Annotated in this window: 15 protein-coding genes, 1 pseudogene and 1 riboswitch; of the genes and pseudogenes, 15 read left to right on the top strand and 1 reads right to left on the bottom strand. The window is 43.0% G+C overall.

Annotated features, from left to right (window positions below; all coding sequences use genetic code 11):
• The first annotated feature begins 6 nt into the window (after window positions 1–6).
• Window positions 7–1410 (top strand): quorum-sensing sigma-54 dependent transcriptional regulator LuxO, encoded by a 1404-nt coding sequence (gene luxO / locus OCU48_RS09060; protein ID WP_141347344.1) that lies wholly within the window; start codon window positions 7–9, stop codon window positions 1408–1410.
• Window positions 1403–1762, top strand: a complete 360-nt coding sequence (locus tag OCU48_RS09055; protein ID WP_141347345.1) for an Hpt domain-containing protein — start codon at window positions 1403–1405, stop codon at window positions 1760–1762. Before luxO ends, OCU48_RS09055 begins: the two co-directional genes overlap by 8 nt.
• Here the strand turns inward: OCU48_RS09055 and yvcK are convergent, their stop codons facing one another.
• Entirely contained in the window at window positions 1763–2647 is an 885-nt protein-coding gene (yvcK, locus tag OCU48_RS09050; RefSeq protein WP_141347346.1) for a uridine diphosphate-N-acetylglucosamine-binding protein YvcK, read from the bottom strand.
• Between the two features lie 173 nt (window positions 2648–2820).
• Window positions 2821–2988: riboswitch (molybdenum cofactor riboswitch) on the top strand.
• Between yvcK and moaA the strand changes: the two genes are divergently transcribed.
• The 13 genes and pseudogenes from moaA to OCU48_RS08985 form a co-directional block, all read left to right on the top strand.
• Window positions 2977–3966 carry a GTP 3',8-cyclase MoaA gene (moaA, locus tag OCU48_RS09045; RefSeq protein ID WP_141347347.1) on the top strand — a complete coding sequence of 330 codons (990 nt, stop codon included), beginning with the start codon at window positions 2977–2979 and terminating at the stop codon, window positions 3964–3966. (Overlaps the previous riboswitch by 12 nt.)
• Window positions 3967–4021: 55 nt before the next feature.
• A complete protein-coding gene (moaB, locus tag OCU48_RS09040; protein WP_141347348.1) occupies window positions 4022–4534 on the top strand; it encodes a molybdenum cofactor biosynthesis protein B in 513 nt (170 codons plus the stop codon).
• A gap of 6 nt (window positions 4535–4540) precedes the next feature.
• Window positions 4541–5020 (top strand): cyclic pyranopterin monophosphate synthase MoaC, encoded by a 480-nt coding sequence (gene moaC, locus OCU48_RS09035; protein ID WP_141347349.1) that lies wholly within the window; start codon window positions 4541–4543, stop codon window positions 5018–5020.
• Window positions 5017–5262 carry a molybdopterin synthase sulfur carrier subunit gene (gene moaD / locus OCU48_RS09030; protein WP_141347350.1) on the top strand — a complete coding sequence of 82 codons (246 nt, stop codon included), beginning with the start codon at window positions 5017–5019 and terminating at the stop codon, window positions 5260–5262. The genes moaC and moaD overlap by 4 nt, the downstream gene beginning before the upstream one ends.
• 1 nt (window position 5263) lies before the next feature.
• Window positions 5264–5713 (top strand): molybdopterin synthase catalytic subunit MoaE, encoded by a 450-nt coding sequence (gene moaE, locus OCU48_RS09025; RefSeq protein ID WP_141347351.1) that lies wholly within the window; start codon window positions 5264–5266, stop codon window positions 5711–5713.
• A 526-nt stretch (window positions 5714–6239) separates the two neighbouring features.
• A complete protein-coding gene (locus OCU48_RS09020) occupies window positions 6240–7868 on the top strand; it encodes an ABC transporter substrate-binding protein (protein WP_141347352.1) in 1629 nt (542 codons plus the stop codon).
• Between the two features lie 93 nt (window positions 7869–7961).
• On the top strand, window positions 7962–8882 hold the full coding sequence (oppB, locus tag OCU48_RS09015) for an oligopeptide ABC transporter permease OppB (protein WP_141347353.1): 921 nt from the start codon (window positions 7962–7964) through the stop codon (window positions 8880–8882).
• Between the two features lie 14 nt (window positions 8883–8896).
• Entirely contained in the window at window positions 8897–9799 is a 903-nt protein-coding gene (gene oppC / locus OCU48_RS09010; RefSeq protein ID WP_141347354.1) for an oligopeptide ABC transporter permease OppC, read from the top strand.
• 20 nt (window positions 9800–9819) lie between these two features.
• Entirely contained in the window at window positions 9820–10797 is a 978-nt protein-coding gene (gene oppD, locus OCU48_RS09005) for an ABC transporter ATP-binding protein (RefSeq protein WP_141347355.1), read from the top strand.
• On the top strand, window positions 10794–11795 hold the full coding sequence (oppF, locus tag OCU48_RS09000; RefSeq protein WP_141347356.1) for a murein tripeptide/oligopeptide ABC transporter ATP binding protein OppF: 1002 nt from the start codon (window positions 10794–10796) through the stop codon (window positions 11793–11795). Before oppD ends, oppF begins: the two co-directional genes overlap by 4 nt.
• Before the next feature lie 928 nt (window positions 11796–12723).
• Window positions 12724–12990 carry a hypothetical protein gene (locus tag OCU48_RS08995; protein ID WP_141347357.1) on the top strand — a complete coding sequence of 89 codons (267 nt, stop codon included), beginning with the start codon at window positions 12724–12726 and terminating at the stop codon, window positions 12988–12990.
• Window positions 12991–13336: 346 nt separating this feature from the next.
• Complete coding sequence (locus OCU48_RS08990; protein ID WP_141347358.1) at window positions 13337–14281, top strand: glutathione S-transferase family protein; 945 nt, start codon at window positions 13337–13339, stop codon at window positions 14279–14281.
• 147 nt (window positions 14282–14428) lie between these two features.
• Window positions 14429–14589, top strand: a pseudogene (locus OCU48_RS08985) (ABC transporter ATP-binding protein); the annotation flags it as partial.
• Window positions 14590–14656 lie beyond the last annotated feature (67 nt).

The raw sequence follows: 14656 nt of genomic DNA, 5'->3' as shown, positions 1-14656 counted from the left end.
TAGCGAATGTCAAAAAATAAAATAGCAAACAAGCAGTTGAGATTGTTGATGGTAGAGGACACGCTTTCAGTAGCCACCTTATACCAGACATATCTTTCAACACTGAATTTAGATATTCAAATAGTCTCTAGTGGTGAGGCTGCATTGGAACATCTTGAACAGCAGTCGATTGATCTTATGCTGTTGGATCTGCGCCTGCCCGATATGACGGGGATGGACGTATTGAAAAAGGTGCGAGCAAGAGCGCCTAAAGTCCCTGTTATCTTCATGACAGCACATGGTTCTATCGAGGTTGCAGTTGAGGCGATGAGAGCCGGGGCACATGACTTTTTGATTAAACCCTGTGAGGCAGATCAGCTCCGCATAACAGTATCTAAAGCGATACACCAAACCCAAAATGGTAAGCAAGATGTTCTGGGAGAAATAAATCAATATCAAGGCTTTATTGGCTCAAGTTCTAGTATGCAAAAGGTCTATAAAACCATTGATTCGGCAGCATCGAGTAAGGCGAGTATCTTTATTACTGGTGAGAGCGGAACGGGTAAAGAAGTGTGTGCTGAGGCCATTCACTCTGTCAGTAATCGAAGTCCTGAGCCCTTTATTGCATTGAATTGTGCTGCTATCCCTAAAGACCTCATTGAAAGTGAACTGTTTGGCCATGTAAAAGGTGCATTTACCGGCGCTGCAACAGATCGAAAAGGCGCCGCTGAATTGGCTGATGGCGGAACTCTATTTTTAGACGAATTATGTGAGATGGATTTGGATTTACAAACCAAATTATTACGCTTTATTCAGACCGGTACTTATCAAAAAGTAGGCTCATCAAAGCTCAGTGCAGTTGATGTGCGCTTTGTGTGTGCGACCAACAAAGATCCATGGCAAGAAGTGAAGAGAGGTCGTTTTCGAGAGGATCTTTATTACCGCCTTTATGTTATCCCACTGCATTTGCCACCATTAAGAGACCGAGGCGATGACATTGTTGAGATTGCGTACTCTTTACTCGGTTTTACCTCTCTTGAAGAGAACAAACAATTTGGCAAATTTAACCAGGAGGTACTTCGTCATTTCGTCGCTTATCCTTGGCCGGGTAACGTACGCCAGTTACAAAATGTGATTCGTAATATTGTCGTTCTCAATGAAGGCGAAGAAGTGAAAATGGACATGTTACCGGCTCCCTTAGATCGATTTAAGGTCGCTTCATATTCCGAAGACGTTATCGATCAGTTCATAGACCCTGAACAAAATGACGACAGCAAAAAGATCGTGCCGTTGGCTTTGGTCGAACGCAGAACGATAGAAAGAGCCATCGAACTGTGTGGTGGCAGTATACCTGCCGCTGCCACTGAACTGGATGTCAGTGCATCAACACTCTATAGGAAACTAGAAAAATGGGAGAAAGGGCGTGGATGAACTAAATCTGTTGCAAAGCGATAAAATTACTAGCTTGCGTGCACAGGTGGGTGTGGAGGCTATGCCAGCCTTGCTCGATATTTTTAAACAAGAGCTTCAGCAGTACATTGGTCAAATAGAGGGAGTGGCAGTGAGTGCAGAGAGTAGAGAGATGATTGCTCGTACTTGCCATGCGATAAAAGGTAGCGCTCCTAGTTTTGGTGCTACTTTACTTGCAGAAAAGGCCTCTGAAATGGATGCCTTTTACAAGCAGCAACAACTAACCGACTTTGATAAACAATGTGACGAGCTGATTTCACTTTTGCGACGAACAGTGTTTAAGTTGGAGCAATTACAAGACCAACTCCAGTAATTACAGCTGTTCTAAAATGGCTAGGCGCAGTTTCTCGCGGTCGTGGCGCCAGCCTCTGTTTATTGAGGCGAGATCGCGGGTGACTATGTTCCATTTATCTTCCAATTCTGGATGAGGAACACCACCTAATACCACGTCAATTTTTCGCCCGTGGCAAGCACGCTCTATCCAGCTTAGTTTCTGTCTTAAATCCATCCGACCAGCCGGACCAAATTCAGGACTGAGATTTTCGATTAGCAAGACTTTTGCGTTGGTATTGGCCTTAATGGCCCTGCCAATTTCGGGTAATAAAAGAGGAGGCATGATACTGGTTAAGAAGCTACCTGGCCCTAAAATGATGGCATCTGCTAGCTTGATAGCATCGACCGATTCGCAAATAGCAGGAACCTCAGGATCCAGATCAAGCCTTAGCAAATCTTCTTCCATTTCATCAACGTTGGTTTCACCTTTTACCCAACTCCCCTTAGTTGATAAGGCGCGCAGGTCTGAAGGGTGCTCAGTCATCGGCAAGATGTTAACGTCTACTTTAAGTAACTCACGAACCAAGTTGATGGCTTCAAGTGGCCTAACCGATAAATTATCCATTGCGGTGAGGATTAGATTACCTAGATTATGGCCGTCGAGTTCGCCTGCACCTCGAAAGCGATATTCAAACATCATCGAGCTGATCGAGGGCTCTGTAATCAACTGATTAATACAGTTACGAGTATCCCCCCACGCAATTCCACCTTGGCAATAACGAATACGACCGGTAGAACCTCCGTTATCTGTGGTGGTTACAATTCCAGTTGCGTTGCTACCAAAATCTTTTAAAGCCGCCAAAATACGACCAAGACCGTGACCGCCGCCGATGGCAACTACCTTTTTTGATGAGTAAATTTCCACGCTAATCGCTTATTTTTCTTAGAAATACTAGGCAAATGTACCTGAATCTTTAGATTAGACCAAATTTGCCGCGAATGAATTTGATTAAACACGCCTTTTGTAACATTCATCTTGGCAAAAGTTCCTGCATTCCTTTAGGCTTTAGCATTAGCCTACGGAAAATGGTTTATACTGTAGGTGTAAAACTCCGAGTCTCCTTCACTAAGTTTGACGCTATGTTCCAGAAAATGAACGTTTGAGCAGAACAATATGTGATTTAGGCCGTGGCATTTCGCCACCAGGGTTGCTCTAGAAATGGAGTTGCCTCCCGTATTTAGGAAAGGTGTTTTGTGACGCAACAATTCGAAGATAGTTTTCATCGCAAGTTTTATTACTTGCGACTTTCAGTTACCGACGTGTGTAACTTTAAGTGCAATTATTGCTTGCCAGATGGGTATCACCCTGAGGCGAGTAAACGCCCCCCTTTTATCACTCTTCCTGAGATACAGCGTGTGGTGCGAGCGTTTGCCCATTGTGGTACGACTAAAGTTCGTATCACAGGTGGTGAACCCACCCTGCGCAGAGATTTTACGGATATTGTGCATAGCGTTGCCGAGACTCCGGGCATTGAAAAAATAGCCACCACTACCAACGGTTATCGCATGGCTAAACAAGTGTCCGATTGGAAAGAGGCAGGGCTTACTCATATTAACGTCAGTCTAGACAGTCTCGATCCGAAACAATTTCATCAAATTACAGGACAGAACCGATTTCATGATGTCATGGCGGGTATCGATCGTGCCTTTGAAGTGGGTTATGAGCAGGTTAAGGTTAATGTGGTTTTACTTAAAGATCTTAACAGCCAACAACTGCCGCAATTTTTAAACTGGATCAAAGATAAACCTATTCAACTTCGTTTTATCGAGTTGATGAAGACAGGTGAAATGGATGAGCTGTTTGATAAGCGACATGTTTCCGGGGTAGCAATCCGAAATCAACTGATTGCCAACGGTTGGATATTAAAGCTGCGAGAAGTGAATGATGGACCGGCTCAGGTATTTATCCACCCAGAGTACAAGGGTGAGATAGGTCTAATCATGCCATACGAAAAAGGTTTTTGTTCGACTTGTAATCGACTGCGTGTATCCGCAATGGGTAAATTACATCTTTGCCTCTTTGGTGAAGAGGGCTTAGAGCTTCGCGATCTGATGCAAAAAGATGAGCAAGAAGAGGCTTTGATTGCCCGCATATCGCAAGGTCTAAAAACCAAAGACGTTAGCCATCACCTTGATCAAAATAACCCAGGTGCGACACCGCACCTGGCATCGATCGGCGGCTAAACTTCGTCACACTATTATTTATTTTACAACAAACAGTACATAGGAATTGAGAGAAATGGGACACGCTCATAATGATTTTACGCCGGCAAGCATTGCCGTATTGACTGTATCAGATACTAGAACTGAAGAAACCGATACAAGTGGCGGTTACTTAGCAGACCAGGTACAAGAGGCAGGCCATAAACTAGCGGACAAACAAATCGTTATTGATGATGTTTATAAGATTCGCGCGATCGTCTCTAAATGGATTGCCGATGAAAATGTTGATGCCATTTTAGTTACGGGTGGCACAGGATTTACTGCTCGAGATTTTACTCCTGAGGCTCTAGGTCCACTCTTTGATAAGAAAGTTGAAGGGTTTGGTGAGTTATTTCGCGCAGTATCGTACGAAGAAATCGGTACTTCTACTATTCAATCACGTGCCTTGGGTGGTTTTGCGAACCGTACAGTAATTTTGGCAATGCCAGGCTCAACCGGTGCTTGTAGAACAGCATGGACTCGCATCATCAAAGATCAACTAGATTCTCGCCATAAGCCATGTAATTTCATGCCGCATATTGGGATGTAAGAATAGATGAGTGAATTAACCCATATAAACCAGAGCGGTGAAGCGAATATGGTCGATGTGTCTGCTAAAGCAGACACAGTGCGTGAGGCGAGGGCAGAGGCTATCGTCACCATGTCAGAGCAAACGCTCGCATTGATTTTAAGTGGCGATCACCATAAAGGTGATGTGTTTGCTACCGCGCGCATCGCTGGTATTCAAGCAGCAAAGAAAACATGGGACCTGATCCCTCTTTGCCATCCTCTATTGCTCTCCAAGGTAGAGGTTCAATTAACGCCAATAAAAGAAAGCAATCAGGTTCGTATTGAATCAACCTGTAAGCTAGCCGGTAAGACAGGTGTTGAAATGGAAGCTCTAACTGCGGCCTCTGTTGCTGCCTTAACTATCTACGATATGTGTAAAGCGGTACAAAAAGACATCGTGATTTCTCAAGTTCGATTGCTTGAAAAGACGGGTGGTAAATCAGGTCATTTTGAGGCGACGTTATGATCAAAGTGGTTTTTTTTGCACAGGTTCGAGAGCTTGTTGGTGAAGACGAAGTTACTATCGAGAGCTCTAGTAGTACGGTAGACACTATTAGACAACAGCTTATTGAACGTGGTGATAAGTGGGCTTTAGCATTAGAGTCGGGCAAGTTGCTTGCGGCAGTCAATCACACTATGGTTCCATTAGACACGACTGTAAAATCAGGCGATGAAGTGGCCTTTTTCCCTCCGGTAACGGGAGGATAATATGAACAAAGTAGTTGTTCAAAAGCAGGATTTTGATTTGGGTGACGAGTATGTCTTGTTGTCAGAGTCCTCATCTATTGGCGCAGTAGTTACATTTGTTGGAAAAGTACGAGATTTTAACCTCGGTGATGACGTTATAGGACTTAACTTACAACATTATCCAGTGATGACGGAAAAGGCGTTGCACGAGATTTGTGGTGAAGCACGCAATCGCTGGCCTTTGGATAAGGTCACCATCATACACCGCGTTGGTGACCTTGATATCGCTGATCAAATTGTGTTTGTGGGAGTGTCTAGTGCACATCGCGATGCTGCATTTGCTGGCTGTGAATTCATTATGGACTTTTTGAAAACCAAGGCACCATTTTGGAAAAAAGAACGCTTAAATGACTCTTCAAGATGGTTAGATGCGAGAGAATCTGATCAAGCTTCTATGAAACGTTGGTCATAATCGTACAAACCCAGTATCGTGACGTAGATCACAAAAATAATGGAAGCTAAAGCCCCTTGTTATCGAGGGGCTTTTTTGATCTAGATCATAAGTGTTTAGTTGTTTTTATATCTTTATGATTTTCAATGACTAAGTCAAAAGTGAAGCATTTAAAATAACAGTTGGCTTTAGGTGTGACTTAAGTTGCTGATTTGTTAAGGCTGGCTCTTTGAGTTGTGATGCAGGTCACTATTTGGTGATAAATCATGTAACGAAATGTATTGCTTTAATAAAGTGCAGGTTAGATCACTGAATTTTTCTGGTAAAGCCAAATTTAGTTCTAGATTATTGACCTAGGCAGGAATTTAGCAATTGCGTGAATACATTTTTATGGCAAAAACTTTCAAGGATGGTAACTTTGTTTCCAATCTTTATGGTCTTTTAGCTTTTTAAGTTTCTTTCTGGATACAAAGTAACTTAAAAACAACGGCTTCAAGTCAGAATAAAGAGTTCATGGATGCAACGATAAAAAACTGGAGTTTATTGCATGTACAAAAATAAGATCACCCAAGCTCTAATCCTTGGAGCGGGCCTAGCTGCGGCAACCACCTCTTTCACCACTCTTGCTGCAAATGTTCCTGCAGGTACCGAGCTTGCTCCCGTACAGGAATTGGTTCGTGGTAACGGTACAGAGGTTGCTTCGATCGACCCGCATAAAACTGAAGGTGTTCCAGAGTCTCACGTTATTCGTGACCTACTTGAAGGCCTAGTAAACCAAGATGCAGACGGCAACACAATCCCTGGTGTAGCTGAGTCTTGGGAAACGACAGACAACAAAACTTTCATTTTCAAACTTCGCAAAGATGCTAAATGGTCAAATGGCGACCCTGTAACAGCTGAAGACTTCGTTTACAGCTTCAAACGTGCCGTCGATCCAAACACTGCTTCTCCGTACTCTTGGTACTTAGAGATGACCACAATGGTTAATGCAGATGAGATCATTGCTGGTAAGAAAGATAAAGAAACTCTAGGTGTTAAAGCTCTCGATGAGCACACACTAGAGATTCAACTTGAACAAGCTGTTCCATATTTCGTTAAGATGATGGGTCATACAACCGTTAAGCCAGTTCACCGTGGAACTGTTGAAAAGTTTGGTGATCAATGGACTAAGCCTGAAAACTTCGTTGGTAACGGTGCATTCGTTATGGACAGATGGGTAGTGAACGAGCGTATCGAATTAGTTCGTAATACTAACTACTGGGACAACGAGAACACAGTTCTTAACAAGGTAACTTTCTTACCAGTTGAGAACCAAGTTGCTGAAATGAACCGTTTCCTATCTGGCGAGATTCAAATCACCAATGAACTGCCTATCGAGCACTTCAAGCGTCTTAAGCAACAACACCCAGAGTCTGTAGATGTTAAGGGCAACCTATGTTCTTACTACTACGGCTTTAACAACCAAAAAGCACCGTTTGACGATGTTCGAGTGCGTGAGGCATTGTCTTACACTATCGACCGTGAAGTCATCGCGAATCTAATTCTAGGTCAAGGTCAGAAACCAGCTTATTTCCTTACTCCAGAGATCACTGCGGGCTTTAACCCTGAGCTTCCTGAATACGGTAAGTTGACTCAAAAAGAACGTAATGCTAAAGCAAAAGAGCTTTTAGCTGAAGCGGGCTTTGATAAGAGTAACCCTCTAACGTTCACGCTACTTTACAACACATCAGAAAACCACAAGAAGATTGCTACAGCAGTGCAATCTATGTGGGCTAAAGATCTTGGTGTAAAAGTAACGCTTGAGAACCAAGAGTGGAAAACATACCTAGATACACGCCGTCAAGGTGACTTTGACGTGACTCGTGCTGGTTGGTGTGGCGATTACAACGAAGCATCAAGCTTCCTATCGCTAATGCAATCGAATAACAGCTCGAACGATCCTAAGTATCACAGTGAAACTTACGATGCACTTATGGCTAAAGCAATGGCAGCAACTAGCGACGCTGAGCGCGAAGCAATTTACGTTGAAGCTGAAAAACAACTTGCTAAAGACATGCCTATCGCACCTATCTATCAGTACGTTACTTCTCGTCTAGTTTCTGAAAAAGTAGGCGGCTACCCGAGCAACAACGCAGAAGACAAGTTGTTCTCTAAAGATATGTACATCATTAAGTAATTTCTACTTAAAACAATAATAACTATGAAAGACACTGCATGTGGAAACACATGCAGCGTCTAATTTTTTGTCACAGACTGGATGGATGAGTTTATGCTTAAATTCATTATGAAACGGATTTTTGAAGCAATACCAACCTTGTTAGTATTGATCACCGTGTCTTTCTTCCTGATGCGCTTTGCGCCAGGTAACCCATTTTCAAGTGAGCGCCCACTTCCACCGGAAGTTATGGCGAACATTAATGCTAAATACGGTTTAGATAAGCCTGTATTTGAACAATACACGACTTACTTGACCAACATTTTATCGGGTGACTTTGGCCCGTCATTCAAATACAAAGATTTCACCGTAAATGAACTCGTTGCTAACGCACTACCTGTATCGGCTAAAGTGGGCTTTCTTGCCTTTATCTTTACCGTAATCATGGGTGTCACTGTCGGCACCATAGCAGCATTGCGGCAGAACAGTTGGCTTGATTATGGAATAATGGCCACCGCCATGCTCGGGGTGGTAATGCCATCCTTCGTGTTGGCACCCGTATTGATTTACCTATTCTCTATCAACCTTGGCTGGCTTCCCGCTGGTGGTTGGAACGATGGCTCATTCCAGTATATGGCACTGCCAATCATCGGCATGTCGCTACTATACGTGGCGACCTTTGCGCGTATTACTCGTGGCTCAATGATCGAGACCCTTAACAGTAACTTCATTCGTACTGCGCGTGCGAAAGGCCTTAGCTACCGTTATATCGTTATTAAGCACGCACTCAAGCCAGCACTGCTACCAGTGGTTTCATACATGGGGCCTGCGTTCGTAGGTATCATCACTGGCTCGGTTGTTATCGAAACCATCTTTGGTCTACCGGGTATTGGTAAGCTGTTTGTTAACGCCGCATTTAACCGCGATTACTCTCTAGTAATGGGTATCACCATTTTGATTGGTTTCTTGTTCATTCTGTTTAACGCCGTGGTCGATATCTTGCTTGCAGTTATTGATCCTAAGATTCGCTACTAACAAGGACTAACAACATGTTGATTAAAAAAGAAAACCTTGATGCGATCGAAAAGATGTCTGAGAACCTTGAAATTGAAGGTCGCTCATTATGGCAAGATGCTCGTGTGCGCTTTATGCGAAATAAAGCGGCGATGGTCAGCCTAGTTATTTTGGTTCTAATTACCTTATCGGTAATCTTCCTGCCAATGATGGCGGAGTTTGCCTATGACGATACCGATTGGTACGCACTGCACTCTGCGCCATCGGCTACTCACTGGTTTGGTACTGATAGCTTAGGTCGAGATCTTTACGTTCGTACTCTGATTGGCGGTCGCATCTCTCTAATGGTAGGTGTACTTGGTGCATTGGTCGCAGTATTGATTGGTACCTTATACGGTGCAACATCAGGCTTTATCGGTGGTCGTACAGACCGCATCATGATGCGTATCCTAGAGATCCTATACGCGGTTCCATTTATGTTCCTAGTTATCGTACTAGTGACTTTCTTTGGTCGTAACATTGTCCTTATCTTTGTTGCTATCGGTGCTATTGCTTGGCTTGATATGGCGCGTATCGTACGTGGTCAGACATTGAGTCTGCGTAGTAAAGAATTCATTGAAGCTGCGCACGTAAGTGGTGTAAGTAACTGGAAGATCATTACTCGCCATATTGTACCAAACGTTCTAGGTATCGTAGCGGTTTACTCAACGCTGCTAGTACCAAGTATGATCCTTACTGAGTCGTTCCTGTCGTTTCTTGGTCTTGGTGTTCAAGAGCCAATGACAAGCTGGGGTGCACTACTGCAAGAAGGTGCTAACACAATGGAAGTTGCTATATGGCAATTGATGTTCCCTGCAGCCTTTATGGTAGTGACTCTGTTCTGCTTTAACTACGTTGGCGATGGCCTTCGTGACGCGCTTGATCCTAAAGACAGATAAGAATAATAAGGAATAGGATAATGACGAATAAATTATTAGACGTAAAAGACCTGAGAGTAGAGTTTACTACTCAAGATGGCATCGTTACTGCGGTTAACGATCTTAACTTCTCATTAGAGCCGGGCGAAACGCTAGGCATTGTGGGTGAGTCTGGTTCAGGCAAATCACAAACCGTATTTGCCATCATGGGCCTACTGGCAAAGAACGGCATCATCTCAGGTAGTGCTAAATTTGAAGGTCGTGAGATCTTAAACTTGCCAGAGAAGGAACTCAACAAGGTTCGCGCTGAACAAATCGCGATGATCTTCCAAGACCCAATGACTTCTCTGAACCCTTACATGAAGGTAAGCGATCAGTTGATGGAAGTGCTTATGTTGCACAAAGGCATGGGCAAGGCACAGGCGTTTGAAGAATCAGTACGCATGCTTGAAGCGGTGAAAATCCCAGAAGCACGCAAGCGTATTACTATGTATCCGCACGAATTCTCTGGCGGTATGCGCCAGCGTGTAATGATTGCGATGGCATTGCTGTGTCGTCCAAAACTGCTGATTGCAGATGAGCCGACAACGGCATTGGACGTAACTGTTCAGGCTCAGATCATGGATTTACTTAACGAGCTGAAGTCAGAATTTGATACCTCAATCATCATGATCACCCATGACCTTGGGGTTGTTGCAGGTTCATGTGACAAAGTATTGGTAATGTATGCTGGTCGTACAATGGAGTATGGCACGGTTGATGAGATTTTCTATGAGCCAAGCCACCCGTACGCTGAAGGTTTGTTGAAAGCGATCCCTCGTTTGGATACAGAAGGTGATATCTTACCGACTATCCCTGGTAATCCACCAAACTTGCTTAAATTGCCACCAGGTTGTCCTTACCAAGAGCGTTGCCACCGTGTGACGGATCGCTGTATGAGCGAAACGCCAATCCTTACGCCATTTGGCACAGACCGCCAACGCGCATGTTTTTCTGACCACGAGGCTTGGATACGATGAACGCCCCTTTTATTGAAGACAAAAAATTGATGCTGGATGTGAAAGATTTAAAAGTTCATTTCCAGATTGCTTCCAAATCAGCATGGCCTTGGAGCAAACCTACACCACTGAAAGCGGTAGACGGCGTGAACGTACGTTTATACGAAGGTGAAACGCTGGGTGTAGTAGGTGAGTCGGGTTGTGGTAAATCGACTTTTGCTCGTGCTGTTATCGGTTTGGTTGAAGCGACTGAAGGCGAAGTGGTTTGGTTGGGTCAAGACCTAACCAAGATGCAAGACGTTCAGCGCCGCGAAACACGTAAAGATATTCAGATGATCTTTCAGGATCCTCTGGCATCGCTAAACCCGCGTATGACAGTTGGTGACATCATTGCAGAGCCTTTGCAGACCTTCTATCCGAAGTTAAGTAAAGATGAAGTGAAGCTAGAAGTTAAAAAGATGATGGACAAGGTTGGTCTTCTACCTAACGTTATCAACCGCTACCCACATGAGTTCTCTGGTGGTCAATGTCAGCGTATTGGTATTGCCCGTGCATTGATTCTTAAGCCTAAGATGATCATTTGTGATGAGCCTGTATCGGCACTAGATGTATCTATCCAGGCGCAGGTAGTAAATCTTCTTAAAGAGCTTCAGAAAGAATTTGGCTTGAGCTTAGTGTTTATCGCACACGACCTTTCTGTTGTTAAACACATCTCAGACCGCGTTCTAGTTATGTACCTAGGCAACGCAGTAGAATTGGGTGAATCTAAGGCATTGTTCGCGCATCCTAAGCACCCTTATACACGCGCTTTGATGTCAGCAGTACCTATTCCTGATCCTAAGCTAGAGCGTGCTAAGAAGATTGAGATGCTAGAAGGTGACTTACCGTCACCAATGAATCCGCCATCAGGTTGTGTGTTTAGAACTCGTTGTCCAGTTGCGACAGAAGAGTGTGCTAAGAAGAAACCAGTATTAGAAGGTGATGATGTGCACGCAGTATCGTGTTTTCATTCCTACTAGAGAGTTTTAGCCTGTGACTGGCTCGGGCGTGTTGTGTAAACAGCATGCCCTTTTTTATGTCTGATCGAAGTAGACTTGCTTTTGGCGATATAAAAAAGCCAGCATATAAATGCTGGCTGAAATGTAACAAATACATAGAGCAGTCTAGTGATACTCTATTAAAACGAGATAAACAATATAATTATGACTGAAATAACTTAATTGCTAATCTCGTTGTTATTGCTGGTTTAATATTAAACCAAAACAATTAAATAGTACGATATGAATAAAATCACGTACTTGGATAGACTATTCTTATATTATAAGTCGAGTCTGACTATTAGCGGTTTTTCTTTGTAGAAGTAGCTTTAACTTGCGTTACTCTAGTTACTTAATCATCTTTAAAGTCAACAGTAGCGACCTTTGCAATAAGCGTGTTGGCATTTTGACAACATGCAGAAGATTAAATAGCTGTATTTAAAATTAATAATGTAATATTAACTATTCTTGTTGCTGGTAACCTCTTGTTTGTATTGAAATAAGTGACTGGTGCTATTCTGCTTCACCTTGAGTTATGGGCTTGGCTAGTGTTAAGTGTCTGAATTATCAATAAGTCGCTCAATTGCAATTATCATAATATCTGTTTAGGTTAATAATCGAGGAAATTCAATATTTCCATAAAGGAAATTGACTAAAATTAAAGTGATACGAAGTTCACTGTCTAAGATAATATGTTTTTAATGCCAGTTTCATGTTGGTGAATTTTAAATGTGAAGGAACTTGTTGATAAAATTTGTAATATCGCTTATTCCATAATGGTCAATATATTGATGTAATCTAAATAAGTACCTACCAAACGCCTACAAAATGCAGTGTATTAAAATATTTAGAAATAATGTAGATAGTTTGGAACACAGTTTCTATTAGTTGGAATCCAAGAGGTGTTATGATGAAAAATATTATTTTGTTATCTTTATCCACTGTAATGTTTGGATGTGCCATGAGCTCTCCAAGCTCCATTGAAGAAGAAAAAACGGTTCGCTTATGTCAGCAATTTCATCAAGAACTTGGCGCGCATTCACAACATGAACTGTCTATGGAGTTGACTAATCGAGGTATTAACCCTGATGGTCGGGCGTGTATTGACGCCGCCGATAAAGCATTAAAATACGATGAAAGTCGTGAGGATACCGTATTTGCATGGTCTGGTGACTAACAAGATCGCAACTAGAGATGTTAGCTAAGTTTGATTAAACTATCGTGGACCGTAATTGAAGTAATCTCATAAGACGTTCTGGTTACTTGTCATTAGAATTACAGCCGTAAGAGTTCTAGCTTACGGCTTTTGTCTGTGTCACATATCTGATACCACTACTAGTATGATTTTTCTCGGTCAATGTCAGCGAACCGTAGCCTCGTGCATTGAACCAGCATTGTACTCATTGAGTCTTTGGAGGCCATTTTCTTCTTCAACATTTTCGACCAAGATCCTCAACGAGCTTTCCTGTTCATTCTCTCTTCGCCACTTATACTGATTACAAATTAATAGAAAGGATTTAACGATGGGTAAGCTAGTCGAAGGTGTATGGCATGATGTGTGGTACGACACTAAATCCAATAACGGTAAGTTTGTGCGTGAAGATGCAGGGTTCAGACATTGGATAGAAAATGACGACAATGCAGAGTTTAAGCCCGAATCTGGTCGTTATCACCTTTATGTCTCTTTGGCTTGTCCTTGGGCGCACAGAACTCTGATCTTTAGATCTATTAAAGGATTAGAAGAACATATATCGGTGAGTATTGTCAGCCCAGACATGCTGTCCGAAGGGTGGGAGTTTGATACACCTGAGCTTTTGTTCGGACATACCAAGATGCATCAAGTTTATACTCAGGCAAAATCGGATTACACCGGTCGAGTTACTGTGCCAGTGTTATGGGACAAGCAAACTCAGACTATAGTCAGCAACGAGTCGTCTGAAATCATTCGTATGTTCAACAGTGAATTCAATGAGCTTACGGGCAATCACGACGATTATTATCCATTGGCATTGCGCAGCGATATTGACGAATGGAATGACTATATCTATCCGAATATCAACAACGGTGTGTATCGCTGTGGGTTTGCCACAACTCAAGAGGCTTATGATGAGGCATTTGATGCCTTGTTTACGGCTTTAGATAAAGTCGATGAGCATCTAGCAGAGAATCGCTACTTAACGGGATCACAATTAACGGAAGCGGATTGGCGCCTGTTTACTACCTTAGTACGCTTTGATGCGGTGTATGTGGGGCATTTTAAATGCAATAAGAAACGCATTAGTGATTACCGACGAATTCAAGGGTATCTAAAAGAGTTGTATCAGATATCAGGTGTTGCTGAGACAACGGACATTGCGCAGATCAAACGCCATTATTATTTCAGCCACAAGGGGATTAACCCAACTCAGGTTATTCCGAAGGGGCCGGAGCTGGAGCTTGAGTCAGAGCACAATAGAGATTTGATATAGACAAGCAGGGTTACTTTTTACAAAAGGTGCAAGGTTCTTCACACAGTAAAAAGTAGTACATACAAAAAGACCCGCTCAATGAGCGGGTCTTTTTGTATATATGGTGGTGGGAGATGGATTCGAACCATCGAAGGTAAAGCTGTGTAGTTAGGCGAAGCAGAAGCCCTGTTTGCTGAACTAAAACACCCATATACACGAGCTTTGATGTCAGCGCTACCTATCCCAGATCTTAGACTAGAACGCGCTAGAAGAAACCAGTATTAGAAGGTGATGATGTGCACGCAGTGTCGTGTTTTCATTCCTACTAGAGAGTTTTAGCCTGTGACTGGCTCTGGCGTGTTGTGTAAACAGCATGCCCTTTTTATTTTAGAGAAG

This window comes from Vibrio inusitatus, from assembly GCA_024346935.1.
GTDB lineage: Bacteria > Pseudomonadota > Gammaproteobacteria > Enterobacterales > Vibrionaceae > Vibrio > Vibrio inusitatus.
Note: the sequence above shows the minus strand (reverse complement) of the source record. Positions and strands in the feature narration are given on the sequence as shown.